A 23,851-nucleotide genomic window follows, 5' to 3' on the forward strand; every position below is an offset into this window, starting at 1 on the left:
GAGATGAGCGACAACAAGCCGTTTGGCGGGTCATTCGGCAGCAATGGCGGCCAGTATGCCACCACCGTACAGTATGGCGGAACCGCCCCCGCGCCGGCAAAGGTCGCGCTTGGCGATGTGCCGGCCGCCGCGCCCGCCGGTGATGTCATCAGGGACACGACGACCGCCGCCTTTGCCACCGACGTCATCCAGGAATCGCGCCGCCAGCCGGTGCTGGTCGATTTCTGGGCGCCATGGTGCGGGCCTTGCAAGCAGCTGACGCCGCAGCTCGAAAAGGCGGTCAAGGCCGCCGGCGGCAAGGTCAAGCTGGTCAAGATGAATATCGACGATCACCCCTCGATCGCCGGCCAGCTCGGCATCCAGTCCATTCCGGCGGTCATCGCCTTCAAGGACGGCCAGCCGGTCGACGGCTTCATGGGGGCTATTCCCGAGAGCCAGATCAACGAATTCATCACCAAGGTCGGCGGCAAGGGCAATGGCGCCCCAGCCGTGGCCGACGCACTGGCGGCAGCGGCAGAAGCGCGTGACGCCGGCGACATGCAGACCGCCGCCGACATTTTCGACGCCGTCCTGGCGCAGGCGCCGGAGACGATCGAGGCAATCGCCGGGCTGGGCGACCTGTTGTTCGAGGCCGGCGACACGGAAGGCGCCGAGGCGTTGCTGGCGACGGCACCGGAGGCCAAGAAGGATGCGCCTGTTCTCGCCGCCCTGCGCGCCAAGATGGCGCTGGCCGCGCAAGCCGCAGCGCTTGGCAATCCGGCCGAGTTCGAGCGGCGCCTGGCTGAGAATCCCAAAGACCATCAGGCGCGTTTCGACCTGGCCATGATCCAGAACGCCAGGGGCGAGCGCACGGCGGCAGCCGACAATCTGTTGGCCATCATCAAGGCCGACCGCGCCTGGAACGAGGATGGCGCCAGGACACAATTGCTGCAGCTGTTCGAGGCCTGGGGCATGACCGACGAGGCGACGCTGGCCGCGCGGCGCAAATTGTCGGCGCTCTTGTTTTCTTGAGCCGGCGGTTGTTTCGTCGCACGGGCTTGGCGTCGGCGGTGGCCGCGCCAGATTAGGTAGCTGACTTCGGCAGGCCGATGTTCCCTGTGGCGGGCGGAAGAAGTCGATCGGAGGAATGAGGTGCAAGCGGGAAACGCGCATTACCGGCTCGCCAAGGATCTGCCGTCGACGATCCCGATCTTTCCGCTCGAGGGGGCGCTGCTGCTGCCGGGCGGCCGCATGCCGCTCAACATCTTCGAGCCGCGCTATTTGCAGATGGTGGATGAAGCGGTCGCCGGCTCGCGGCTGATCGGCGTCATCCAGCCCCGTCTCGACGGCGCGCTGCGCGACGATGGCGAGCCGGAGCTCTGCAATGTCGGCTGCGCCGGCCGCATCATCGCCTTTTCCGAAACCGGCGACGGCCGTTACCTGATTTCGCTGCAAGGCGTGTTCCGCTTCCGCATCGCCCATGAGCTGACGGTCAAGACGCCGTTTCGCCAGGCCAAGCCGTCGCCCTTCCTCGCCGATCTCGATGACGATCCGGCGGCGAACGAGATCGATCGGCCGGCGTTGCTGAAGGCATTTCGCGCCTATCTGCAGGCCAATGATCTCGAAGCCGACTGGGAAAGCGTCAGCCGCGCCGAAAATGCCATGCTGGTCAACGCGCTGTCGATGATGGCGCCCTACGGCCCGGCCGAGAAACAGGCGCTGCTCGAGGCGGCGGACCTGAAGACGCGGGCCGAAACGCTGATCGCCATCACCGAAATGGCGCTGGCGCGCGAGAATGAGGATTTTGGTTCTAGTCTACAGTAAGAGGGTGCGATGGCGGCGGATGGGCGTGACGGAAAGAAGATCAATGTCGATCCCAAGCTGCTGGAGCTCCTGGCCTGCCCGCTGACCAAGGGGCCGCTGGCCTGGGATCCGGAGCGTGGCGAGCTGGTCTCGCGGGTCGCCAAGCTGGCTTATCCAGTGCGGGACGGCATTCCGATCATGCTGCCTTCGGAGGCGCGGACATTGTCGGCGGAGGATGTGCTGGCGCCGCCGCCGAGGCTGAGTGGGCCGTCGTAAATTCGGGCGCCGCTGGGCGCAGACGCTGCCGAGGTTGGCGGGACCCCACCCCCCTCTGGCCTACCGGCCATCTCCCCCGCAAGGGGGAGATTACGCGCTCAGCGGCTTTCGCCAATCTCGGGCGTTGCAGGAACTGGCAAGGCGCTGAAACTGCCAATCTCCCCCTTGCGGGGGAGATGTCTGGCAAGACAGAGGGGGGTGCTGTCCCGCCGGCGTCAAGGTTTGCATCGCTGCGACGCCGGAGATGTCGCGGCATGGATCCTCGGGTCTCCGCGACGGAGCTTCGCTCCTGCTCCGCCCGTGGATGACGAAGAGCAAAGGCCCCGCCTACTGAAAATTGCGGCCCTTGGGCATGACCTGTTCCGCCTCTTCCGACAGCATGGCAATGTCCTGCGCGATCGGCGCGTTGCGTATCGCGGGTTGGCCGTCGCGGTCCTGGCTTGCCGTGAGAGACCCGGCGCCCGACGGCGCCGCCCCGCTGACCTTCTCCAGAAGCACGGTCAGCCAGGGTGTCAGGTCCTCGATCTTCTCGGCGACGATATGGATCACACCCGATTCCGACTGCAATTTCCCGCTGACCTTGACGAACCGCGCGCCCATGACGATGGGCCGGAAGCGGTCGAAGGTTCTCTCCCAGAAGATGACGTTTGCGACGGCCTTGTCGTCCTCCAGCGTCAGGAAGATCGCGTTGCCCTTGCCGGGGCGCTGCCGCACCAGCACCAGGCCGGCGACGGAAACCCGCCTGCCGTCGCGTACCGATGGCAGGTTGGCATTGGGCGTGACGCCGGCGCGGTCGAGCCGCTCGCGCAGGAAGGCGACGGGATGTGCCTTCAGCGACAGGCCGAGCGAGCGGTAGTCGTGGATGACATGCTCGCCGAGCGGCATTTTCGGCAGCTTCGTCTCGGGCTCCAGCTCGCGCAGGCGCAACGCCGGCTGGTCGAACAGCGGCAGCTTTTCGGCTGCACTCTTGGCGCCCAGCGCGCGCACGTCCCAAAGTGCGGCACGGCGGTCGAGGCCGATCGAGCGGAAGGCATCGGCCTGCGCCAGCCGCTCGATCTCGTCGACATAGAGGCCGGAGCGCAGCCAGACGTCCCGGACGGTTTCGTAGCCTGCACCGCGCCGCTTTGCGAAATCCTCCATGCGTTCCTTGGAAAGACCCTTGATCTGCCGGAAGCCGAGCCGCAGCGCATGGGACGTCTCGATGACACCGCGCATGTCGGCATGGCGCGGCAGGATGCGGGCCGGGTCGAAAGGCGCTTTTTCCAAAGTGCAGTCCCAGGCGGAGAAATTGACGTCGACGTCGCGGATGTCGACGCCATGGTCGCGCGCGTCGCGCACCAATTGCGCCGGCTGGTAAAATCCCATCGGCTGCGCGTTCAGGATCGCGGCGCAGAACACGTCGGGATAGAAGGTCTTGAACCAGCACGAGGCATAGACGAGCAGGGCGAAGGAAGCGGCGTGGCTTTCGGGAAAGCCGTATTCGCCAAAACCCTCGATCTGCTTGAAGCAGCGCTCGGCGAAGTCCTTGGTGTAGCCCTTGCCGACCATGCCATTGATCATACGGTCGCGGTAATTGCCGATGGTGCCGGTGCGCTTGAAGGTGGCCATGGCGCGGCGCAATTCGTCAGCCTCGCCCGGCTTGAAGCCGCCGGCGACGATGGCGATCTTCATCGCCTGTTCCTGGAACAGCGGCACGCCGAGCGTTTTGCCGAGGATCTCTTTCAATTCAGCCTTCTGATATTCAGCCTTCTCCTTGCCTTGCCGGCGGCGCAGATAAGGATGGACCATATCGCCCTGGATCGGGCCAGGCCGAACGATCGCCACCTCGATGACAAGGTCATAGAAATCGCGCGGCTGGAGCCGCGGCAGCATCGACATCTGTGCGCGCGACTCAATCTGGAAGACGCCGAGCGTATCGGCGCGGCAGATCATGTCATAGACACGTCGGTCCTCTGCCGGGAGAGTGGCCAGCACATAGGGTTGCCCGTATGGGTCCCGCGCCTTCGGATAGTGGTCGGTAAGCAAGGTGAAGGCGCGCTGGAGGCAGGTCAGCATGCCGAGCGCCAGGATGTCCACCTTCAGGATCTTCACCGAGTCGAGATCGTCCTTGTCCCATTCGACCATCTTGCGCTCGTCCATCGCCGTCTTGATGATGGGCACGATCTCGTCGAGCCGGTCCCGGGTGATGACGAAACCGCCGACATGCTGGGAGAGGTGGCGGGGAAAGCCCATGATCTCGTTGGCCCGTTCCATCACATGCCGCGATGTGGGGTCGCTGCGGTCGAGGCCGCCGGCGCGGGCTTCCTTCTCGCCGAGCTCCGAGGTCGACCAGCCCCAGATCGAGCCGGAAAGTGAGGCCCGGACATCCTCGGACAAACCCATGGCCTTGGAGACCTCGCGCAGCGCCGAGCGGCCGCGATAGCTGATGACGGCGGCGGCAAGCGCGGTGCGTTTGGAACTGTATTTCGTATAGATGTACTGCATCACCTCTTCACGTCGCTCATGCTCGAAGTCGACGTCGATATCCGGGGGCTCGTTCCTCTCCTCGGAAATGAAGCGCTCGAACAGCGTATCGATCTTGTCCGGCCCGACCTCGGTGATGCCGATGCAGAAGCAGATGATCGAATTGGCGGCGGAGCCGCGGCCCTGACAGAGGATGTTCTGGTTGCGGGCGAATTTGATGATGTCGTAGACGGTCAGGAAGTAGCGCGCGTAGTTGAGACGTTCGATCAGAGCGAGCTCTTCCTCGATGCGTTTTATGACGCTGGCCGGGACACCGCCTGGGAAGCGCCTGGCCGCACCTTCCCGCGCCAGTCTTTCCAGTTCGGCCTGCGGGCCAAGGCCCGATTCCGTCGGCTCGTCGGGGTAATTGTACTGGAGATCGCTGAGCGAGAAGGTCAATTCTTCTCCGAAACGCAAAGTCTCGGCCAGCGCCCAGGGATGGCGGCGGAACAGGCGGGCCATCTCCAGTGGCGGCTTCAGATGGCGTTCGGCATTGGCGGTGAGTTCCAGCCCGACCTCGGCGACGGGTGTGTTGAGGCGGATCGCGGTCAGCACGTCCTGCAGCGGGCGTCGTTCGGCCGTGTGGTAGAGGACATCGTTGGTCGCCATCAGCGGGATGCCGGTAATTTCGGCCAGCGCCGCCGCCTGCTCGATCCTGAAACGGTCATGGCCGGCATAACAGGGCGAGACGCCAAGCCGCAGGGCCCTGCCGAAGCGGTCCTTGAGCTGGCGGAGCAAAGCAAGGCTGTCTTCAGCGTTCGCCGCCAGATCGGGCAGGATCGCCAGCGACATCAAATCCCCCCATTCCAAGAGGTCGCTGCGCAGAAGAAGGGTGGCGCCCTTTTCGGTCTCTTCGCGCAGGTTGGCCTGGGTCAGCATGCGGCAGAGATGCCCCCAACCCTTGCGATCGCTGGGATAGGCGAGAATATCCGGCGTGCCGTCGCCAAAAACCAGCCGGCAGCCGGGGTGATAGGCGAGCTTTTCGACCTTGGCCTGCTGCCAGGCGCGCACCACGCCGGCCACCGTGTTGCGGTCGGCAAGGCCGATCGCGGAAAAGCCCATCAGCTTGGCCGCGACCACCAACTCCTCCGGCTTGGAGGCGCCGCGCAGGAAGGAGAAATTCGACTGGATGCCGAACTCGGCATAGGGGATGACGGTCAGTGCGTTCATGCGAAGACCCCATGCATGAACCAGCGCGGCGGCACCTGCGGGTTGCCGTAAAGGCCTTGCCGGTAGAGCCAGTAGCGGCGGCCGTCGACATCCTCGATGCGGAAATAGTCGCGGGTCGATGTGACCGGATCGCTTGACGCCTCGCGCCACCATTCGGCGGCGAGGCGTTCGGGACCCTCGGCACGGGTGACGCGGTAGAGCGCGCGCCGCCAGCGGAAATTGAGCGGCGGACCCTCTGGCATTTCGGTCGCCGGCACCTCGATGGGTTCGGGCGCGCGGAACAGCCGGATCGGCCGTTCCGGCGGGAAGATGGTTTTGGGCGCCTGCAGTCTGCCCGGCTTCTTCGGCGGTGTCGTCCGGCGCGGGACTTCGCTGAACGGGATGATGGCGACGGCACGCTCCGGCAGATGGCTTTCAACCGCGACCGGCTGCAGCACGGCGCCCTCGCCGAGCCGGGCGCGGATACGGTCGGCGAACAGCGCGATGTCGGCGCCATCGTCGGTCACGTCGCCGGTCAGATCGGCCTGCGCCATGTCGAAGGCGGCGGCGGCCAGCACCGACAGCCGCACCAGATCGAAGCCGTAGCCGGCATCGATGTCCTGCTCGAGCGCCGCCAGCCTTTCATGGAACAGTTTCTGGATCAGCCTGGGGTCGCGCAGCGGCCGCGAGGTGCCGAGCGCAATGCGGCTGACGGCGCCGTCGACACGGAAGAGCAGCAACGCCAGCGTCCGGGCGCCTTCGCCACGGCGCTCGAGATCGGTCTTCAAGGTCGTCGCCAGCAGGCCGACCAGCCGTTCGATGTCCTCGGTCAAGGTGATGGGCTCGGCAAGATGGCGTTCGACCGAAAGCGGCGCCACGGGAAGGCGCGGCGAGACCGCCTCGTCGAGACGGCCAAGTGCCTGGTCGAGACGCAGCAGCAAGGTGGCGCCGAAGCGGCGGGCGAGCGGCGCACGGGGTGCGGCCATGACGGCGCCCGCCGTGCGCAGGCCGACGCTTTCCAGGCTGGCGCGGGTCGCCGGGTCGATGCGCAGTGCGGCGAGCGGCAAGGGTGCCAGCAGGGCTTCCTCGTCGCCGCCATCGACGATGCGGTCGCCGCAAAAGCGGGCCGCCGCCCAGGCCGCCCCCGGTGTCGGGGCAAGGCCGGCGCGGACATCGAAGCCTTGATGGAAGAAGCGTGACAGGATGTCGTCCAGCATGGCGCGTTCGCCGCCGAACAGATGGGTGCAGCCGGTGACGTCGAGGAACAGGCCGTCCACGCCGTCCAGCGCCACCAGCGGGGTGTAGCGGTCGCACCAGTCGGCAAGGCCTTCGAGCAGGCGGCGGTCGGCCTCCGGATCGGCTTCGACGATGTCGATCGACGGATGCATGGCGTGCGCATCGGCGATGCCCATGTCGCGCTTCAGGTGCAGCCCCTCAGCCCGCTCGTCGAGGGCCGAAATGCGTTGCGCGTTGCCCTGGCGGTGGCTGACCACCAGTGGCGGATGAGCTGACGGCCGGGAACGCCAGGACCGCCCCAGACGCTGCCGCAGGATCCTTTCGGCTGCCAGATAGGGAAACCACAGCGACAGGATCCTTTGCCCGTTCCCGTTTTTCCTCGCCTCTTCTTTCGTCGAATGCGCGTTCATCGGGGTTCCACTCCAGTGTGAATTGTCCAGGCAGGGCCGTGCGGCTCTTGCCGATGGTGATGGTGAAGGCGGGGCGGCCGATCGAACCGGCGAGCGGCCCGGCGATGGTGTCACGTGGCGTTGCCGGCGCCGACGAGACGATGAGGCGGACAGGCGCCGCGGTCGGTTCGGGCGCGGCCGCCTGCCGCAGCAGGAACACCGGCCGACCGGCGGCCTGCGCCCGCGCATGCAGCCGGCGCGTCGCGGTCAGGTCCAGCCGCTGCGGGTTGCCACGGATTTCCAGGATGACGGCGGCGAGCGCCGTCATCCTGGCCGCCTCCTCGGCGACCCACAGCGCATCGACGAGCTTTGGCGCCTCGGAAAACAGCAATTGCTCCGGCTCGATGCCGAACGAGGCCTGCAGCCCCCTGGCATAGGGAAAGCCGGCCTCGCGGAAGATTTCCGTGGTGCCGATCCATAAGATGGGCAGCCCTTGCGCCTGCTTGAGGATCAGGCTGATAAGCGACAGAGCGAAACCGGCGACGGCTCCGGCATCGCGGGTTTCCAGGCCATGGATTTCGCTGAGCGCGGCTTTCGGCAGGCCGCCGCTCAGGGCGGCATCGAGCCGTTCGACGCCGACGGGCAGGAAGGCATCCGGCAAGGCCGCTGCAATGCCGCGCCGGATGATCGTGAGATCGGCGCTGGCGTCGGCATCAAGCGGCACGCCAGCCGGCGCCTGCAGGCGCTCGGGCAGCGTTCCCTCGATTTTCGCGATCTGGCGGCGCAGGGCAAAAACAGTCTCCCGCGCCACGGCTGATATCGCCATGACGGTCAGTGTCCACTCACAATTGTTCCTGTTATGTTCCTATAGATTCCAGAGGGTGACGGAAGAGTCAAGCAGAGTCATAAGGAATTTATTCCTCAGCGAGGAGTCACGAGCCCAGTATATGGGTGGGTCGCAGCATCCCGTGATTTCGTCATCCTAGGGCGAAGCAGCCGCGCAGCGGCGTCGCGGAGACCCTGGGATCCATGCCGCGACCTTGGCCGTGGAGTGCAGCGGAGCAGAACTCTGCACCGTAGCGGCGCTCTCAGATCACGGCATGGATTCTGGGGTCTGCGCTGCGTCGCTACGCTCCTTGCTCCGCCCCAGAATGACGAAGCGATGGGGCGTTTCTTCGTCAATCGTCAAGGCGCTCGGCTCGCCAATGCTTCGCCGGGAGACTAGCGCTGGCCACCAAGAGCCAGCCGTGCAGCCAGTCCGGCAAATACGGTTCCGAGCAGAATCTGCGGCGCCCGCCGGAAGCGCGTGCGCCTCGACAAGGCGACACCGATCCGGCTGGCGGTCAGGATGACCAGGCCGTTGACTAGCAGCCCGATCAGGTTGAGCACGGTCGCCAGCAGCAGGATCTGGCCGGCGACGGAACCGGCCTCGGGGCGCACGAATTGTGGGAACAGCGCCAGCACGAACAGCGCCATTTTCGGGTTGAGCAGATTGGTCAGCAGGCCTTGCCGAAAAATCCGGCCGCGTGAATAGCGCGGCAGTCCGGCGATAGGGGCAAACGCCGTTCCGTCGGACCGGAACGCTTTCCAGGCCAGCCAGGCGAGGTAGGCCGCGCCGGCATAACGCACGATGTCGTAGGCGATGGGCGCCGCCAGGAACAGCTGCGACAGGCCGAAGGCGGCAGCCAGCGCGTGGCAATAGGTGCCGGCGGCGATGCCGGCATAGGTCGCCTGGCCCGATGCGCGCCCCTGGCTGGCGCTGCGGGACGCGATCAACAGCATGTCCGGCCCCGGCGTTGCGGTCAGCGCGAGGCAGGCAATGGCAAAAAGTCCGATGGTGGAAAGGTCCGGCATGAGAACTCCTGAGAGATGGCCGGAACCGACCCCTACGCGATTCCCCGGCCACGGCAAAGGCGCTGCGGCAAGAATTGCCGCTTCATTTGCCTCGACCGGTGCGAAAGCCTATATGCCGGGTTCAAAGGACAAAGCATGGCCCGCATCTACAAAACCCGCACCTGGCATAGCGAACTCGCGCCCTCGATGGAGGAGTTCGAGTTCCTGGCCCTGGAGGCCTACGCCCATCTGCCGGAGGATTTTCGCAAGCTGACTGGCGAGATCGTCATCCAGATCGCCGAATTCCCGACCGACGAGATCATGGACGACCTGTCGCTGGAAACGCCGTTCGACCTGCTCGGCCTGTTCGAGGGCCGCGGCATCGCCGAACGCTGGAACCCGCAGACCGGCGAAGGCCCGAACCGCATCACGCTCTACCGCCGCGCCATGCTCGACTACTGGGCCGAAAACGAAGAAACGCTGGGCGACATCGTCACCCATGTGCTGATCCACGAGATCGGCCACCATTTCGGCCTGTCGGATGATGATATGGAGAAGCTCGAAGAGGCAGCCGAGTAGGCCACACTTCGTCATCCTAGGGCGAAGCAAGGAGCGAAGCGACGCGCGCAGACCCTAGGATCCATGCCGCGACCTAGGCGCGTTGCAACGGTGCAAAACGCTCACCATCCCGTTCCGCGAAAGAGCTCGAACCATTCCGGATTGGCTTTTTCGATAAGCTCGATCTTCCATTGGCGTGGCCAGCGCTTCAGCGACTTCTCGCGTTGGATGGCGTCTGTAATGTCGAAAAATTCTTCGTACCAGACCAACCGCTGGACACTGTAGCGACTGGTAAAGCCCGAGCCCTGTCCGGCCTTGTGCTCAGGCATGCGGCGGCCAAGGTCGTTGGTGACGCCGATATAGATCGTGCCGCGTTTCTGGCTCGCCGTCATGTAGACATAGCCGGTCATGGTTTCAGTGTAGCGAGTGTTGGTGCGCACACATGCGACATTCTGGTCCGCCGCATACTACGACCAACGTCACGGCATGGATCCTAGGGTCTGCGCCGCGTCGCTTCGCTCCTTGCTCCGCCCTAGGATGACGAAGAGAGGGGAGGGCCTCAGCGCTGTCCCCTACCAGTCGCTGAGCTTGGTATCCGGCCCGTATTCCTGGCCGTCGATATCCTTCACCACCGCCTGGCCGCAGCGCATGGTCTTGGCTTTCTTGTCATAGGCGTAGGTCGGCGAGCCGAACAGGTGCCAGCCCTTGTTCAGTGCCGCCGTCACCTTGTGGCAGAAGCTGGCGTCGTCCGGGGCGGTCAGAAAGCGGTAGAGTTTCATGTCTCAAGTCCTGTCGTGATAAACTTAGCCGGATCATGCGCCGATGGCGGCGGCTTTCGCCAGCAATTTTTCGGCCTGTGCCAGGTGCAGCCGTTCGATCATCTTGCCGTTCAGCGCGATCACGCCCTTGCCAGCATTCTCCGCAAGTGAAAAGGCGTCCTTAACCAGACGCGCCTCTGCCAGCGCTTCCGGGGACGGCGCGAAGGCGTGGTTGGCCGCGTCGATCTGGGCCGGATGGATGAGGGTCTTGCCGTCGAAACCCATGGCGGCGCCTTCCGCGCACTCACGGGCAAAGGCGTCGAGGTCGCGAAAATCATTGGCAACGCCGTCGAGCATGTCGAGGCCGCCGGCGCGCGCGGCCAGCACCATCTGCATCAGCCATGGCACGAGATAGCGCCGGTCCAGCGTCGCCAGCACGCCGGTGTCCTTGGCCAGATCATTCGTTCCGGCAACGAAACAATTGAGGCGGGAGGCCGGATCGCGGCCCAGTTCGGCAATGGCGCCGATGTTGAGCAGCGCCCTGGGCGTCTCGATCATCGCCCATAGTTTCACGCTGTCGGGGGCAAAATTGTCGTCGAGCACGTCGCCGACTTCGAGGATATCGCGCGGTGTGGCGACCTTGGACAACAGGATGCCGTCGGGCTCGAATTTTGACGCGGCCAGCAGATCGTCGGCGCCCCATTCGCTGGCCAGCGCATTGACACGCACCACCATATCGCAGCGCCTGGTGGGGCGATTGGCGAAAATTCTGGCCAGCTTGTCGCGAGCGGCAATCTTGTCGGCCGGGGCGACGGCATCCTCGAGGTCGATGATGACGGCATCGCAAGACAGCTGCGCGATCTTGGCCAGCGCCTTATCGTTGGAGGCCGGGACGTAGAGCACCGAGCGGCGCGGGCGGTAGGGTTCGGTCATGCCTGATCTATGCCGCCTGCAGGTGATCGAGGCAAGCCGTCCGACCTGTATGTGAGACGAGCCAATCGCGAAAGCGCCAACGTTCGGAAAGGATGGCGGGCAGCGCACCAGCCGTGAAGCGCAGCCTCTGCACAAAAACTGCACAGGCCTGCGGAAAAGCTCCTCGGATCCGCCCCGCCGTCTCCCCGCCGGCCTGCGAGACAGGCGGCATGCAAAAGCGAGCAAAACCCCGTTGGTCTCTCCCCTACCGGCTGCGCAGCGAGGGCTGGTGGCTGGTTGATCCGCCGCGCGCGAATCCCGCCACCATCCTCATTCCCTTTGTCCGCAAGAGCCCGCCGCCATGGCGACCGGCCGCGATCAGGAAGATCAGCTCATGACATCGTTTTTCACCGCAGCACCAAGCTATTGCAGCCGCTTCGGTGTTGCCGTGCTGCTGGTCGTGCTGGCGGATTTCCTCTTCTATGGTCAGCCCGCCGGCATCACGGTCTTCCTGTTCGCCATCCTCATCGCCGCCGCCGTGGTGGCCGTGCATCCGACAGCCTTTAGCGACATCAGGGTCTGGCTCAAGCCTGCGGCTTTGCTTGTCGCGCTGCTGCCGCTCGCCGAAAATGTCAGCGCCGTGTCGGTCGCGATCGCGCTTGCGGCGCTGGTCGTCTTCGCGCTTTCGCTGAGCGGACGCCTGCGGCACGGCATCGCTCGCATTCCCGGCCAGGTCGCGCTGTTCGGGCTCGCGGCGCCGTTCCGCTTCATCAGAGATTTCATCCGCTGGCGCAAGACGGCGCGGCGCTTCGGCCGGAGCCGCGTGCGGCTGGCGGCGATCGCTGTCTGGGTGATGCCGCTGACGCTGGGCGCCGTCTTCCTGGCGCTGTTCGGCGCCGCCAATCCGGTCATCGAATACTGGCTGTCGCTGATCGATCTTGTAAAACTGCTCGATCTCATCCAGCTGGCAAGGATCGCCTTCTGGCTGTTCGTGCTCGCCGGCGTCTGGGCCTTTCTGCGGCCACGCCTGCCGCGTTTTTCGAAGCGCGTCTCCCGGCCAAACAACCCCCTTGCCGCTGCCCAACCGGCGATCAATCCGCAAAGGCATGTCGTCGAAGACATCGTGTTCGGCAAAGCAGCCATCCTGCGCGCGCTGATCGTCTTCAACGCGCTGTTCGCGCTGCAGACCGGGCTCGACGCCACTTATCTCTGGGGCGGGGCAGCGCTTCCCGACGGCTTGAGCTACGCCGCCTATGCGCATCGCGGCGCCTATCCGCTCGTTGCCACCGCGCTGCTTGCCGCCGGTTTTGTGCTGGCGGCGCTCAGGCCTGGAAGCGAGACCTCAGCCGATCCGCTCATCCGCCGGCTGGTCTATGCCTGGGTGGCGCAGAACATCATGCTGGTCATCTCGTCGATCCTGCGGCTCGATCTCTATATCGGCATCTATGCGCTGACCTACTGGCGCATCGCCGCTTTCGTCTGGATGGGGCTGGTGGCGGCTGGGCTGACGCTGATCATCGCCCGCATCGCGCTTCGAAAATCCAACGAATGGCTCTCCTCCGCCAATCTTCTGACGTTATCCCTGACGCTTTATGCCTGCTGTTTCATCAATTTCGCCGCGACGATCGCCAACTACAATGTCGACCATTCCCTTGAAATGACCGGCCAGGGCATCCCCCTCGACGCCTGGTATCTGCGCTCGCTCGGCCCGGGCGCGTTTCCGGCGCTCGATCGATTCTTCGATCATCAGGGCAAAACACCTGCCGCCGGCGCTGTCCGCGAACTGGAAGGATTGCGGGCCAGCGACGAAGACTGGTACCGCAGCATCCAGCAGAACTGGCGGGCCTGGAGCTTTCGCGACTGGCGCCTGCTGCGATATCTCGACAGCAAGGGGTCGCCCGTGCTTCCTCAGCCTTCGCAACCTTCCATGCCGGGCCGCTGACTGATGCCGCATCACATCCTCGTCGCCGACGATGACCCGCACATCCGCGAAGTGATCTGCTTCGCGCTGGAAAAGGCCGGCATGAAAACGCATGCAGTGGCTGACGGCGCCGCCGCCTTGCAGGAGATCGGACGCCGGGCGCCTGATCTGGTCGTGCTCGACATCGGCATGCCGGAGATGGACGGGCTGGAGGTCTGCCGGCTGCTGCGCCACACTTCCGATGTGCCGGTGCTGTTCCTGTCCGCGCGCGACGAAGAGATCGACCGCATTCTTGGGTTGGAAATGGGCGGCGACGACTATGTGACGAAACCGTTTTCCCCGCGCGAGCTGGTCGCCCGCGTCAACGTCATCCTGCGCCGCGCCCGCCCGGCAGCGCCCGAACCGGCCGACGACCGGCAGTTCGCACATGGCAAGCTCACACTGGCGCCGGCCAGCCACGCGGCCACCTTCGATGGCAGGCCGCTTGCCCTGACCGGCATCGAGTTCTCGATCCTGAAAGGGTTTCTGGCGCGGCCGACTCATGTGCTCGACCGCGACGCGGTGATGGCCACTGCCTATGCGGGAAAAATCCATGTCGCCGACCGCACTGTCGACAGCCATATCCGCAACATCCGCGCCAAGCTGGCGGCTGTAGGCTGCCTTGACGCCATCGAGACCGTGCATGGCGTCGGCTTCCGGCTTGGCCGATGCGGCTGACGACTTCGCGCAAATGGATCGGCCGCAAATGGCGGCCACGGCTTGCCACCGTCGTCGTCGCCATCCTGATCCTGGTTATGGCCCTGCCGCTGGTCGGCCTGTTCTTCTTCCGCCTCTACGAGAACCAGCTGATCCGCCAGACCGAGGCCGAGCTGATTGCGCAAGGGGCGGCCATCGCCGCCATCTATGCGCAGGATGTGCGCGACGCCGGCATTCTCCCGGAAAAACTCGGCGCGCCGATGCCGGAGCCCAATGGCAGTGCCAGCCGAAGCGTCAATCCCGACGGACCGTACCGGCCGATCGAGCCGAGCCTCGATCTCGCCTCCGACTACGTGCTGCCGACGCGGCCGGCGGCGACGCCGGCGACCGCCGATCCCGCCTTTGCCGCCATCGGCACGCGCCTGTCCGGCATTCTCGACGCGACGCAGAAAACCACGCTGGCCGGCTTCCGGCTGCTTGATCCCCGAGGCGTCGTCATTGCCGGGCGCGGCGAGGTCGGCCAGTCGCTTGGCGAGGTCGAGGAGGTGCGCGAGGCGCTCGCCGGCCGCTATGCCAGTGCGCTCAGGCTGCGCATTCCCGACCAGCCGACGCCACCGCTCTATTCGGTCAGCCGCGGCACCAAGGTGCGGGTTTTCGTCGCCCTGCCGGTGGCCGTCGACGGCCATGTCGCCGGCGTGGTCTATGTCTCGCGGACGCCCAACAACATCATAAAACATCTCTATGGCGAACGCGGCAAGGTGACGTTGGCAGCGATCGCCATTCTCGCCGGCACGCTGCTCATCGGCCTCGTTTTCCTGCGCACCGTCAGCCGGCCGATCTACGCGCTGATCGACCGCACGCAACGCATCGCCGCCGGCGAACGTGACGCGATCCGGCCGCTCGACCATCACGGCACCTACGAAATGGCCGAGCTGTCCGCCGCCTTCCTCGACATGGCGGAAAAGCTGCAGGCGCGCTCGGACTCGATCCAGACTTTCGCCACCCATGTCTCGCACGAGCTCAAATCGCCGCTGACGGCGATCCAGGGCGCGGCGGAACTGCTGCGCGATTCAGGCTCGGCGATGGACGATGACGAGCGGCGGCGGTTCTCCAACAATATCGTCACCGATGCCGGGCGGCTCAATCTGCTGGTCCGGCGCCTGCTCGACCTGGCGAAGGCCGAAAACCTTGCACCCAGCGGCGAAAGCACCTCGATCAATGCTGTGCTGGCGTTGCTGCCCGTCGACACCAGGCTGGCGGTTCGCGTCGAGGCGGGCGGCGATCTCGCTTTGCGCATCTCGGCCGAGAACGCGGCAATCGTGCTTGCCAATCTCATCGACAACTCAGCCAGGCACGGCGCGACGCTGGTTTCGATCGCCGCGGCGAGCGCCGGCGGCAAGGCGACGGTGCTGGTCGGCGACGATGGCGACGGCATTTCGCCGAGCAACCGGGCGCGCATCTTCGAGCCGTTCTTCACCACGCGGCGCGCTACCGGCGGCACCGGCATGGGCCTCGGCATCGTGCTGGCCCTCCTGAAAGCGCATGATGGTATGATCCGGCTGGTTGACAGCGAGCGCGGCACGCGCTTCGAGATCACTTTGCCGGTGGCATAGACAGGCCGCCGACCGGATCGGAGAAAAAATGCGCTACGACATCGTCATCATCGGCGGGGCCATCGTCGGGTCCTCGATCGCCTACTATCTGCGCGAGGAAGGGTTTTCCGGCTCGATCGCGCTGATCGAACGCGATCCGCAATTCGCCCATGCGGCAACGACGCTGTCCATGGCCTCGATCCGCCAGCAATTCTCCATCCCGGAAAACATCCGGCTGTCGCAGTTCACGTTGAAGCTGTTCCGGCGGCTGAAGGAGACGTTCGGCACGGATGCCGATATCGGGTTCCGCGAGGGCGGCTATCTGATCCTCGCCGGAGAAGCCGGGCTGCCGATCCTCAGGGCTAATCACGAGGCGCAGATCGCCGAGGGCGCCGACATCGTGCTCGAGGACGCCGAGCAGCTGACGCGGCGCTTCGCCCGGCTGTCGGCCGAGGGCATTTCCGCCGGCGCCTATGGCCGGACCGGCGAAGGCTGGTTCGACGCGCATGCGATGCTGACGCTGTTCCGCAAGGCGTTGCGCGACAAGAAGATCGATTTCATCACCGCCTCGGTCACCGCTGTTGCGCGCGACGGCAACCGCGTCACCGGCGTCTCCCTCGACGATGGCCAGAGGCTGGAGGCCGGCATCGTCGTCAACGCCGCCGGGCCGAATGCCGGCAAGGTCGCGGCTCTTGCAGGGCTTGCGCTGCCGGTCGAGCCGCGCAAGCGCAACGTCTTCGTCTTCGAGGCGCGCGAGAAATATGCCGACATGCCGCTGCTGGTCGACCCTTCGGGCATTTATGTTAGGCCGGAAGGCTCGGTCTACCTCACCGGCGGCGCCGAACCGGAAGAGGGCGACGGCCCGGCCGATCCCGGGGATTTCGATGTCGACTGGCCGCTGTTCGAAGAGGTGATCTGGCCGGTGCTGGCAACCCGCATCCCGGCCTTCGAGGCAATTAAGGCGACCCGCGCCTGGGCCGGACACTATGACTACAACACGCTCGACCAGAACGCGGTGATCGGCCCGCACCCCGAAATCGGCAATTTCCTGTTCGCCAATGGTTTTTCGGGCCATGGCCTGCAGCAGGCGCCGGCGGTGGGCAAGGCGCTGGCGGAGTTCTTGGTGCATGGCGGGTATCGGACGATCGATTGCTCGGCGTTTGGCTTTGGGCGGATAGCCGAAGGAAGGGCGTTTCGGGAATTGAATGTGATTTGAGCAAGACGGGCTACGACCTTCGGTATTTGCCAAGGCGTCCCAGTTTCTTCGTCATTCCAGGGCGGAGCAGGAGCGAAGCTCCGTCGCGGAGACCCTGGAATCCATGCCGTTACCGCTGCCGTAGGGCGCCAGCGGTGCAGAATGAAACGCCCGTGCGTTGTCCAACAGTTCTGATCCGTCGCGACACATCGACGTCGCGGCATGGATTCCAGGGTCTGCGCCGCGTCGCTTCGCTCCTTGCTCCGCCCTAGAATGACGAAGTTCGGGGTATCACCGCATCAACCTTGAGCGCATTGCCAAGCGCGTGACCGGCAGCCGTGTTGTCGAAAATCCCCCAGACCTCGGCGCTCGAAGCGGCTGCTGCCTGCACGTGCCGGCCGATCCGGGCGAGGCTCGCGGCGTCGTAGTCCGAATAATAGACGCGCGGCATGCCGTGCCAGCGGAAATAGGCGAGGCCGGCCCAACCGCCCGGCACCGCTGCAGCCGGGACCGGAGCCGGGTCGGCGGCAACGCGCGCGATCCGCCGGCTTGCCAGAAGCGCTTCCGCCTCTGCTTCGAACCAGCTGGGGTGGCGCGGTTCGCATGCCAGCCTGGCCTTTGTTCGCTTGCTCAGCATATCGAAGAAACCGTCGGCGACGTCCGGCTCGAAGGCCGAGCTCGGCGGCAGCTGCACCAGAAGCACGCTCAGTTTTTCGCCAAGACCTTCGACCTGCTGGAGAAACACTTCGGCCAGCGCATCGCAATCCACGAGACGATGCTCATGCGTCATCGCTTTCGGCGTCTTGACGGCAAAGCGGAAGGGCTCCGGCACGGAGCTTGCCCAGCGTTCATAGGTCTCGCGGCGATGCGGCTTGTAGAAGGACGTGTCGATCTCGACGATCGGGAAGCGCTGGGCATAACGTTCGAGGTGCGAGCCGGGTTGGGGCAAGTCTTCCTTGTATCGCGTCGGAATTCCCCAGCCGGCCGTGCCTATGAAACATCCCTGCTTTTCCATGCATGGGATGTGGACCAGATGAGGTGCGGGTCAAGGCGGCACCCGCCGCCTAAGCCGCCGCCAGCTTCCCAGCCGCGACATAGTCCTGCAGCCAGGCCAGCACCCGGCCCCAGCTCTCGGCATGCTCGGCCGCCGCATCGCTTAGCCCGGCAAAACCGCCATGGCAGATGGTGAGGCGCGTCCCGGTGGCGGTCGGCTGCAGCAGCCAGGCGAGTGTGGTTTGCCGCCGCCCAAGTGTCGGGTGGTCCCAGCCATAGGCCCGCGTCTGCACGATCCGGCGCGGCGCTTCGATCTCGAGGAACTCGCCGCTGGCCGGCAGGTCGTCGCCGTCAACTGTGCGGACAACGACGGTCCAGCGGCCGCCGACACGAAGATCGGCCGACCAGTCGGCCATCCGGTAGGTGTCGGCGGATCCCCACCACTGCTCGACTTCTTTCGTGACCAGCGCCGTGAAGATGCGCTCCGGCGGCGCTTCGATCTCGGCGGATGCCATGATCGTCTCGCCATTGGTCATGCTCTGCACCCCAAGGACGTGCATCATGGATACCTCCAATCAAGTTTGTTTCGGTACCGAAATGATCCTTCATCCCTTTGATGGCGGGCGCTCAAAACCTTTCCCGGTCTCAAGCAGGCTCTTCAGGCTGGCCAGTACCAGCGGCCAGCCCTTGGATACATTCGGGATCAGCCGGTGCGGGCCATCTGCCTCGTGGGTGACGGCAAGCTTCATCAACTCGCCGTCCGGTTCGATGGTGAAGGTGCAGCGCGTGTAGCCGTCCTCCTTGATCTCCGGCATCCATTCATTGCGCCATTTGATGACCAGGCGTCGCGGTGGGTCGATCTCGAGGATCTCGCCCGAGTCGGCGACGCGGCCGTCGGGGAAGATCAGCTTCCAGCTGGAGCCCACCTTCCATTCGCTCTCCTGATAGGAGCAGAGGAAGAACTGCCGGTTGAACCCCGGGTCGGTCAGCGCCTCCCAGAGCTTTTCGGCCGTGGTGCGGATGTAAGTCACGTAAACGAAGCTGTTGCTCATCAGTCTTCCCTTTCGAGGCGTTTCTTCAGATCACTCAATGCATCCAGCCGATGGCGCTCGAATTTGCCGATCCAGCGCTCGGCGATCTCGTTGATCGGAACCGGGTTGAGGTAGTGCTCCTTCTCCCGGCCCCGGCGCAGCGTGGAGATGAGGTTTGCTTCCTCCAGGATCGCCAAATGCTTGGTCACAGCCTGGCGCGTCATGGCCATCTCCGCGCACAGCGCGTTCAGCGTCTGCCCGTTCCGGGCATGGAGGCTGTCCAGCAATTGCCGGCGTGTCGGATCCGCCAAGGCGCGAAAGACTGCATCCATACTCATGGCCTTAATATGCAACCAATTGGTTGCATGTCAAGCGGCAAGAGTGCGCGGTTTGCCGCTGAGCGGTAACAGCAGAAAAAATCAGCTCTTGCGGGAGAACCAGAAGGCGTCGGCCATGCGTTTCATGCCGATGCGCTCGTAGAAGCCGACGGCGTCGGGCATGGAGATCAGGCTGATGGCGATCGACGGGCCGAGCTGCCGGCGGGCCTCGACCATCAGGCCTTTGCCGATGCCAAGCCCTTGCGCTGATTGGGAGACGGCGAGCTCGGAGATGTAGCAGACCCAGGAAAAGTCGGTCATGGCCCTGACGACGCCGATCAGCGGCTTGCCCTCGATGTCGAGGCGCGCGGTGAGCACCAGATTGGCGCCGGACAGCATCGCTTGCAGCCTGGCGGGATCATCGACAGGCCGTGTCTCCCCGAGGCCGGATGCCACCAGTACTTTGCGGAATTCGGCGATGCCGAGCGCTGGTTCGCAGGCGTAGATGACGTGGGAGTTTTCAGCCATGTCGGTCAGACTGCACCATCGGCCGGCGAATTCGAAGGCGTTTTGTGCCTGTTGTTTTATGCATGTCGTTTTCCCAAAACCGGGACCACTTTTGGGCGACATGCATTGCCTCTTATGCCAGCGCGCACGAACAGTTGCCTTTTATTTGCCCTCGGCTTTGTGTAAACGGAGCTTCAGCAAATCCCCCGCAACGAAAACACGGGCCAAAGCCATGGAAAAATTCACCAAGCTCACCGGCGTCGCCGCTCCGATGCCGATCGTCAATGTCGACACCGACATGATCATCCCGAAGGACTATCTCAAGACGATCAAGCGCACGGGGCTCGGCACCGGCCTGTTCGCCGAAATGCGCTACAAGGACGACGGTTCGGAAAACCCGGATTTCGTGCTCAACAAGCCGGCCTACCGCAAGGCGCAGATTCTCGTCGCCGGCGACAATTTCGGCTGCGGCTCGAGCCGCGAGCACGCGCCGTGGGCGCTGCTCGATTTTGGCATACGCTGCATCATCTCGACCTCGTTCGCCGACATCTTCTACAACAATTGCTTCAAGAACGGCGTGCTGCCGATCACCGTCAGCCCCGAGGATCTGGAGAAGCTGATGGATGACGCCTCGCGCGGCTCCAACGCCACCTTGTCGATCGACCTCGAAGCCAAGGAAATCCGTGGCCCCGATGGCGGCGTCGTCACCTTCGACCTCGACGACTTCAAGCGGCACTGCATGCTCAACGGCCTCGACGATATCGGCCTGACCATGGAGAAGGCCGGCGCCATCGCCTCGTTCGAGAAGAAGAACGCCGAACAGCGCCCCTGGGCCTGAGCGGCATCGGCGGATAGGCCCGGCCCTTTCAGGCCGGGTTTGCGGCGACTGAAGGGGAGGGACAGTCATGGCACGTTTGCTTCTTGCCGGTGTTTGCGGGCTGGCTTTGCTGCTGGTGCCCAGCGTGAGCGCGTTTGCGCAAACGCAGACGCCTGCCGCGCAGCAGACACCCGCAGCAGCCCAGAAGCCGGCCGACGAGCCAGCGACCGACCAAGGAGAGTCGGGCACCAGCGACGCGGCGCCCGCCGACGATGACAAGCAGGCGCCGATAGCGTTCGAGGGCGGCCAGCTGACCATCACGCAGCCGGAGCAGGATGGCGAGAAGGTGCTCGCCTATGACGGCAAACAGCTGGCCAGCAACTACGATGTCTTCTTCGACAAGATCGTGAAGATCGGCGACGTCAACGTGGCGCTGGTCGATGTCGGCGACGGCGGCAATCAATGCGGCCCGGCCAAGGTCATCGTCTGGAAGCCGAAGGACGGCGAGATCAAGACCACGACGGTCGAACAGGACGAATGCGGCGCGCCGCCGGCCGCCATCGCCGACGACGCCATCTATTTCGTGCCTTACCTGCTGCCCGGCGAGATAAAGTCGGCGCTGCAATGGTCGCCGACCGAAGGCCTGACGACCTCCGGCAACCTCGCCTATACGCCGGAACCCGGCACCGACTGGAAGGATGTCGATCCGGCGAAGTATGAGAACATCATCGATGCCTTCCACAACGAGGCTGTCTACAAAGCGGCCAAGGTGCTGCTCGGCGACACCATGCCCGACATGGCGACCAGCCTGCTGGTCGGCGGTGGCACGGAAAAGACGGCCTCAGGCGCCTTCTACGCCACCGGCTGCGTGCCGCATGATTGCGGCGGCAATGACGGTTTCATGGCGGTCGACCCGGCCAAGCACAAGGTCTACTTCTCGCGACGGGGCGACGATGGCCAGCCGGCGGCCTGGCCGCCGCTGAAGACCTGGCCGGACGATATCAAGAAGGCGCTCGATGACGCGCAAGGGTCGGCGAATTAGAGCGGCCCCACGCAGCCCCCCGCGCTTTCGTCATCCACGGGCGGAGCGACGCGCAGCGTCGCGCAGACCCGAGGATCCATTCCGTGACCTCAGCCGTGGAGTGCAGCGGAGCAGAATTCTGGACCGTGGCGGGAGCGTTGGAGTCCCGGCATGGATCCTATGGTCTGCGCCGCGTCGCTACGCTCCTTGCTTCGCCATAGGATGACGACGGAAGGGATGTCTCAGCCAATCTCCGAGGTTGCGCATCGCCACATCGTGACAACGGTCCGCTCGGCTTGGCCCACGACCGGACCGCCGGCCTTCTGCTAGACGGACGCTCAGCAAATCCAACGAGGCCTCCCATGCGCAAACTCATCTCCACCGGCTCGCCGTTCGAAAAGACCGCCGGTTATTCGCGCGCCGTGGTCCAGGGCGACTGGTGTTTCGTCTCGGGGACAACCGGCTATGACTACGCCACCATGACGATGCCGGAGACGGTCGAGGCGCAGACGCGCAATTGCCTGGCGACGATCGGCAAGGCGCTGGCCGACGGTGGGTTCGACATGGCCGACGTGGTGCGGGCGCATTACTACATCACCGACCAGGCCTTCGTGGATGTGGTCTTCCCGATCCTCGGCGAGACGTTCGGCGACATCAGGCCGGCGGCGACGATGATCGTCTGCCAGCTCAACAAGCCGGAAATGAAGATCGAGATCGAGGTGACGGCGCTGCGGCGGACAGCATGAGGAGGCCAAAGCCATGACGGTCCGGCGCATCGTGGCCAATATCGAGACGCAGGATACGGCAGCCGCCAGACGTTTCTACCACGATGTGCTTGGTCTCGACGTGCTGATGGATCAGGGCTGGATCGTCACCTACGGTTCTGACGAACAGATGCAGGTGCAGGTCTCGTTCATGGCGCAAGGTGGCTCCGGCACGCCGGTGCCGGATCTGTCGATCGAGGTCGACGATGTCGACGCAGCGCTCGAAGGCATGAAGGCCGCCGGCTTCGCCATCGAATATGGACCGGCCGACGAGCCCTGGGGCGTTCGGCGCTTCTATGTGCGCGATCCCCTGGGCCGGCTGGTCAACATTCTCTCGCATCGGTGATGGCGCTTCTCAAGCGCAGGCTTGCGCGCAGGCCGGTTGGCGTTTAGCAAGGCCGCGGTCGCACAGCGCCGCGCGCCTCTTGGCGCGCAAAGGACGCTGTGCAAATCGAAACGCATTCTTTCTGGGACGGTTTCTCCATGGCAACGAAGCATCTTTTCCTGCTCCCCGGCGACGGCATTGGCCCCGAGGCCATGGCCGAGGTCAAGAAACTGATCGCGGCCATGAACGAAAAGCTCGGCAGCGGCTTCGTCACCGATGAAGGCCTGGTCGGCGGCTGCGCCTACGACGCGCATGGGGCCGCGATTTCCGATGCCGACATGGCCAAGGCGATGGCGGCCGACGCGGTGCTGTTCGGCGCGGTCGGCGGGCCGAAATGGGATGCGGTGCCTTACGAGGTGCGCCCCGAGGCCGGCCTGCTGCGGCTGCGCAAGGACATGGAGCTGTTCGCCAATCTGCGCCCGGCCATCTGCTATCCGGCGCTGGCAGCGTCCTCCTCGCTGAAGCAGGAAGTGGTTGAAGGCCTCGATATCCTCATCGTGCGTGAGCTGACCGGCGGCGTCTATTTCGGCGAGCCCAAGCAGATCATCGATCTCGGCAACGGCCAGAAGCGCGGCATCGACACCCAGGTCTACGACACGTTCGAGATCGAGCGCATTTCGGGCGTCGCCTTCGAGCTGGCGCGGACCCGCAAGAACCACGTCACCTCGATGGAAAAGCGCAACGTCATGAAGTCGGGCGTGCTGTGGAACGAGGTCGTCACCCAGACCCACAAGGCGCGCTATGCCGACGTCAAGCTCGACCACATGCTGGCCGATGCCGGCGGCATGCAGCTGGTGCGCTGGCCAAAGCAGTTCGACGTCATCGTCACCGACAATCTGTTCGGCGACATGCTGTCCGACATCGCCGCCATGCTGACCGGGTCGATCGGCATGCTACCGTCGGCCTCGCTCGGCGCGCCTGACGTGAAGACCAAGAAGCGCAAGGCGCTGTACGAGCCAGTGCACGGCTCGGCGCCCGACATCGCCGGCAAGGGCATCGCCAACCCGATCGCCATGATCGCCTCCTTCGCCATGTGCCTGCGCTATTCCTTCGGCATGGTCGATGAAGCCGACAAGCTCGAAGGCGCGATCGCCGCCGTGCTCGACCAGGGCCTGCGCACCAAGGATATTTTGTCCGCCGGCATGACCGAGGTCGGCACGGTTGCGATGGGCGATGCGATCATCGCCAAGTTCCTGGGCTGATTTCGCGCGTTCTGG

At 64.8% G+C, this 23,851-nt stretch carries 25 protein-coding genes; 13 read left to right on the forward strand and 12 right to left on the reverse strand.

Features of this window, described 5'->3' with window-relative positions; genetic code table 11:
* Positions 1-3: 3 nt before the first annotated feature.
* The 3 genes from trxA (at position 4) to AC56QX_RS06365 (ending at position 2,058) form a co-directional block, all read left to right on the forward strand.
* A complete protein-coding gene (gene trxA / locus AC56QX_RS06355; protein WP_497114491.1) occupies positions 4-1,011 on the forward strand; it encodes a thioredoxin in 1,008 nt (335 codons plus the stop codon).
* Positions 1,012-1,131: 120 nt separating this feature from the next.
* Complete coding sequence (locus AC56QX_RS06360) at positions 1,132-1,803, forward strand: LON peptidase substrate-binding domain-containing protein (protein ID WP_497114494.1); 672 nt, start codon at positions 1,132-1,134, stop codon at positions 1,801-1,803.
* Positions 1,804-1,812: 9 nt separating this feature from the next.
* A complete protein-coding gene (locus AC56QX_RS06365) occupies positions 1,813-2,058 on the forward strand; it encodes a Trm112 family protein (RefSeq protein WP_202352161.1) in 246 nt (81 codons plus the stop codon).
* 327 nt (positions 2,059-2,385) lie between these two features.
* Here the strand turns inward: AC56QX_RS06365 and AC56QX_RS06370 are convergent, their stop codons facing one another.
* The 4 genes from AC56QX_RS06370 to AC56QX_RS06385 form a co-directional block, all read right to left on the reverse strand.
* Positions 2,386-5,730: an error-prone DNA polymerase gene (locus tag AC56QX_RS06370; RefSeq protein WP_497114497.1), complete on the reverse strand. Its 3,345-nt coding sequence runs from the start codon at positions 5,728-5,730 to the stop codon at positions 2,386-2,388.
* On the reverse strand, positions 5,727-7,202 hold the full coding sequence (locus AC56QX_RS06375) for a DUF6504 family protein (protein WP_497114500.1): 1,476 nt from the start codon (positions 7,200-7,202) through the stop codon (positions 5,727-5,729). The genes AC56QX_RS06370 and AC56QX_RS06375 overlap by 4 nt, the downstream gene beginning before the upstream one ends.
* Entirely contained in the window at positions 7,144-8,160 is a 1,017-nt protein-coding gene (locus tag AC56QX_RS06380) for an ImuA family protein (RefSeq protein ID WP_497114503.1), read from the reverse strand. The genes AC56QX_RS06375 and AC56QX_RS06380 overlap by 59 nt, the downstream gene beginning before the upstream one ends.
* Before the next feature lie 395 nt (positions 8,161-8,555).
* Complete coding sequence (locus AC56QX_RS06385; RefSeq protein ID WP_497114505.1) at positions 8,556-9,188, reverse strand: LysE family translocator; 633 nt, start codon at positions 9,186-9,188, stop codon at positions 8,556-8,558.
* Between the two features lie 135 nt (positions 9,189-9,323).
* Here AC56QX_RS06385 and AC56QX_RS06390 point away from each other — a divergent pair, with 135 nt between their 5' ends.
* Entirely contained in the window at positions 9,324-9,746 is a 423-nt protein-coding gene (locus AC56QX_RS06390; RefSeq protein ID WP_172221986.1) for a metallopeptidase family protein, read from the forward strand.
* A gap of 101 nt (positions 9,747-9,847) precedes the next feature.
* On the opposite strand, the gene AC56QX_RS06395 is transcribed toward AC56QX_RS06390, so the two are convergent.
* The 3 genes from AC56QX_RS06395 to AC56QX_RS06405 form a co-directional block, all read right to left on the reverse strand.
* On the reverse strand, positions 9,848-10,135 hold the full coding sequence (locus AC56QX_RS06395) for a GIY-YIG nuclease family protein (RefSeq protein WP_497117692.1): 288 nt from the start codon (positions 10,133-10,135) through the stop codon (positions 9,848-9,850).
* 162 nt (positions 10,136-10,297) lie between these two features.
* Complete coding sequence (locus AC56QX_RS06400) at positions 10,298-10,504, reverse strand: DUF1737 domain-containing protein (protein ID WP_027046018.1); 207 nt, start codon at positions 10,502-10,504, stop codon at positions 10,298-10,300.
* 33 nt (positions 10,505-10,537) lie between these two features.
* Complete coding sequence (locus AC56QX_RS06405; RefSeq protein WP_497114509.1) at positions 10,538-11,416, reverse strand: HpcH/HpaI aldolase/citrate lyase family protein; 879 nt, start codon at positions 11,414-11,416, stop codon at positions 10,538-10,540.
* Between the two features lie 373 nt (positions 11,417-11,789).
* On the opposite strand from AC56QX_RS06405, the gene AC56QX_RS06410 reads away from it, so the two are divergent.
* The 4 genes from AC56QX_RS06410 to AC56QX_RS06425 are packed head-to-tail and all read left to right on the forward strand — an operon-like array spanning position 11,790 to position 16,820.
* A complete protein-coding gene (locus AC56QX_RS06410) occupies positions 11,790-13,337 on the forward strand; it encodes a DUF4153 domain-containing protein (RefSeq protein WP_497114511.1) in 1,548 nt (515 codons plus the stop codon).
* Between the two features lie 3 nt (positions 13,338-13,340).
* Positions 13,341-14,033: a response regulator gene (locus AC56QX_RS06415; protein ID WP_497114513.1), complete on the forward strand. Its 693-nt coding sequence runs from the start codon at positions 13,341-13,343 to the stop codon at positions 14,031-14,033.
* The gene (locus tag AC56QX_RS06420; RefSeq protein WP_497114516.1) at positions 14,024-15,625 is read left to right on the forward strand and encodes an ATP-binding protein; all 1,602 of its coding nucleotides are present in this window, start codon (positions 14,024-14,026) and stop codon (positions 15,623-15,625) included. The genes AC56QX_RS06415 and AC56QX_RS06420 overlap by 10 nt, the downstream gene beginning before the upstream one ends.
* Before the next feature lie 28 nt (positions 15,626-15,653).
* On the forward strand, positions 15,654-16,820 hold the full coding sequence (locus tag AC56QX_RS06425) for an NAD(P)/FAD-dependent oxidoreductase (RefSeq protein WP_497114518.1): 1,167 nt from the start codon (positions 15,654-15,656) through the stop codon (positions 16,818-16,820).
* A 247-nt stretch (positions 16,821-17,067) separates the two neighbouring features.
* Here AC56QX_RS06425 and AC56QX_RS06430 read toward each other — a convergent pair whose 3' ends face one another.
* The 5 genes from AC56QX_RS06430 to AC56QX_RS06450 all read right to left on the reverse strand — a co-directional run bounded on the left by AC56QX_RS06430 (position 17,068) and on the right by AC56QX_RS06450 (position 19,668).
* Complete coding sequence (locus AC56QX_RS06430; protein WP_497114520.1) at positions 17,068-17,814, reverse strand: DUF72 domain-containing protein; 747 nt, start codon at positions 17,812-17,814, stop codon at positions 17,068-17,070.
* Positions 17,815-17,863: 49 nt separating this feature from the next.
* Positions 17,864-18,355, reverse strand: coding sequence for an SRPBCC family protein (locus AC56QX_RS06435; protein ID WP_497114522.1), 492 nt, complete (start codon positions 18,353-18,355; stop codon positions 17,864-17,866).
* Between the two features lie 42 nt (positions 18,356-18,397).
* Positions 18,398-18,844 carry an SRPBCC family protein gene (locus AC56QX_RS06440; protein ID WP_497114525.1) on the reverse strand — a complete coding sequence of 149 codons (447 nt, stop codon included), beginning with the start codon at positions 18,842-18,844 and terminating at the stop codon, positions 18,398-18,400.
* Complete coding sequence (locus AC56QX_RS06445) at positions 18,844-19,161, reverse strand: ArsR/SmtB family transcription factor (RefSeq protein WP_497114526.1); 318 nt, start codon at positions 19,159-19,161, stop codon at positions 18,844-18,846. Before AC56QX_RS06445 ends, AC56QX_RS06440 begins: the two co-directional genes overlap by 1 nt.
* An 81-nt stretch (positions 19,162-19,242) precedes the next feature.
* Positions 19,243-19,668 carry a GNAT family N-acetyltransferase gene (locus AC56QX_RS06450; RefSeq protein WP_497114528.1) on the reverse strand — a complete coding sequence of 142 codons (426 nt, stop codon included), beginning with the start codon at positions 19,666-19,668 and terminating at the stop codon, positions 19,243-19,245.
* Positions 19,669-19,879: 211 nt separating this feature from the next.
* On the opposite strand from AC56QX_RS06450, the gene leuD reads away from it, so the two are divergent.
* From leuD to leuB, 5 genes are all read left to right on the forward strand, one after another.
* Positions 19,880-20,485 (forward strand): 3-isopropylmalate dehydratase small subunit, encoded by a 606-nt coding sequence (gene leuD / locus AC56QX_RS06455; RefSeq protein ID WP_172222019.1) that lies wholly within the window; start codon positions 19,880-19,882, stop codon positions 20,483-20,485.
* Positions 20,486-20,552: 67 nt separating this feature from the next.
* Entirely contained in the window at positions 20,553-21,506 is a 954-nt protein-coding gene (locus tag AC56QX_RS06460) for an Ivy family c-type lysozyme inhibitor (RefSeq protein WP_497114531.1), read from the forward strand.
* Between the two features lie 341 nt (positions 21,507-21,847).
* The gene (locus AC56QX_RS06465; RefSeq protein WP_172222025.1) at positions 21,848-22,231 is read left to right on the forward strand and encodes a RidA family protein; all 384 of its coding nucleotides are present in this window, start codon (positions 21,848-21,850) and stop codon (positions 22,229-22,231) included.
* A gap of 13 nt (positions 22,232-22,244) precedes the next feature.
* Positions 22,245-22,595 carry a VOC family protein gene (locus AC56QX_RS06470; RefSeq protein ID WP_497114534.1) on the forward strand — a complete coding sequence of 117 codons (351 nt, stop codon included), beginning with the start codon at positions 22,245-22,247 and terminating at the stop codon, positions 22,593-22,595.
* A 137-nt stretch (positions 22,596-22,732) separates the two neighbouring features.
* Positions 22,733-23,836 (forward strand): 3-isopropylmalate dehydrogenase, encoded by a 1,104-nt coding sequence (leuB, locus tag AC56QX_RS06475; RefSeq protein ID WP_497114537.1) that lies wholly within the window; start codon positions 22,733-22,735, stop codon positions 23,834-23,836.
* The last annotated feature ends 15 nt before the right edge of the window (positions 23,837-23,851 follow it).

The sequence above is a fragment of the Mesorhizobium sp. RCAM 06353 genome, from assembly GCF_059683585.1.

What these genes read in the sequence shown, in the direction of transcription:
- trxA (WP_497114491.1), top strand. Translation starts at nt 4, where the DNA reads ATGAGCGACAACAAGCCGTTTGGCGGGTCATTCGGCAGCAATGGCGGC.
- AC56QX_RS06365 (WP_202352161.1), top strand. Translation starts at nt 1,813, where the DNA reads ATGGCGGCGGATGGGCGTGACGGAAAGAAGATCAATGTCGATCCCAAG.
- AC56QX_RS06370 (WP_497114497.1), bottom strand. Translation starts at nt 5,730, where the DNA reads ATGAACGCACTGACCGTCATCCCCTATGCCGAGTTCGGCATCCAGTCG.
- AC56QX_RS06380 (WP_497114503.1), bottom strand. Translation starts at nt 8,160, where the DNA reads ATGGCGATATCAGCCGTGGCGCGGGAGACTGTTTTTGCCCTGCGCCGC.
- AC56QX_RS06385 (WP_497114505.1), bottom strand. Translation starts at nt 9,188, where the DNA reads ATGCCGGACCTTTCCACCATCGGACTTTTTGCCATTGCCTGCCTCGCG.
- AC56QX_RS06390 (WP_172221986.1), top strand. Translation starts at nt 9,324, where the DNA reads ATGGCCCGCATCTACAAAACCCGCACCTGGCATAGCGAACTCGCGCCC.
- AC56QX_RS06395 (WP_497117692.1), bottom strand. Translation starts at nt 10,135, where the DNA reads ATGACCGGCTATGTCTACATGACGGCGAGCCAGAAACGCGGCACGATC.
- AC56QX_RS06400 (WP_027046018.1), bottom strand. Translation starts at nt 10,504, where the DNA reads ATGAAACTCTACCGCTTTCTGACCGCCCCGGACGACGCCAGCTTCTGC.
- AC56QX_RS06405 (WP_497114509.1), bottom strand. Translation starts at nt 11,416, where the DNA reads ATGACCGAACCCTACCGCCCGCGCCGCTCGGTGCTCTACGTCCCGGCC.
- AC56QX_RS06410 (WP_497114511.1), top strand. Translation starts at nt 11,790, where the DNA reads ATGACATCGTTTTTCACCGCAGCACCAAGCTATTGCAGCCGCTTCGGT.
- AC56QX_RS06415 (WP_497114513.1), top strand. Translation starts at nt 13,341, where the DNA reads ATGCCGCATCACATCCTCGTCGCCGACGATGACCCGCACATCCGCGAA.
- AC56QX_RS06420 (WP_497114516.1), top strand. Translation starts at nt 14,024, where the DNA reads ATGCGGCTGACGACTTCGCGCAAATGGATCGGCCGCAAATGGCGGCCA.
- AC56QX_RS06425 (WP_497114518.1), top strand. Translation starts at nt 15,654, where the DNA reads ATGCGCTACGACATCGTCATCATCGGCGGGGCCATCGTCGGGTCCTCG.
- AC56QX_RS06430 (WP_497114520.1), bottom strand. Translation starts at nt 17,814, where the DNA reads ATGGAAAAGCAGGGATGTTTCATAGGCACGGCCGGCTGGGGAATTCCG.
- AC56QX_RS06435 (WP_497114522.1), bottom strand. Translation starts at nt 18,355, where the DNA reads ATGATGCACGTCCTTGGGGTGCAGAGCATGACCAATGGCGAGACGATC.
- AC56QX_RS06440 (WP_497114525.1), bottom strand. Translation starts at nt 18,844, where the DNA reads ATGAGCAACAGCTTCGTTTACGTGACTTACATCCGCACCACGGCCGAA.
- AC56QX_RS06445 (WP_497114526.1), bottom strand. Translation starts at nt 19,161, where the DNA reads ATGAGTATGGATGCAGTCTTTCGCGCCTTGGCGGATCCGACACGCCGG.
- AC56QX_RS06450 (WP_497114528.1), bottom strand. Translation starts at nt 19,668, where the DNA reads ATGGCTGAAAACTCCCACGTCATCTACGCCTGCGAACCAGCGCTCGGC.
- leuD (WP_172222019.1), top strand. Translation starts at nt 19,880, where the DNA reads ATGGAAAAATTCACCAAGCTCACCGGCGTCGCCGCTCCGATGCCGATC.
- AC56QX_RS06460 (WP_497114531.1), top strand. Translation starts at nt 20,553, where the DNA reads ATGGCACGTTTGCTTCTTGCCGGTGTTTGCGGGCTGGCTTTGCTGCTG.
- AC56QX_RS06465 (WP_172222025.1), top strand. Translation starts at nt 21,848, where the DNA reads ATGCGCAAACTCATCTCCACCGGCTCGCCGTTCGAAAAGACCGCCGGT.
- AC56QX_RS06470 (WP_497114534.1), top strand. Translation starts at nt 22,245, where the DNA reads ATGACGGTCCGGCGCATCGTGGCCAATATCGAGACGCAGGATACGGCA.
- leuB (WP_497114537.1), top strand. Translation starts at nt 22,733, where the DNA reads ATGGCAACGAAGCATCTTTTCCTGCTCCCCGGCGACGGCATTGGCCCC.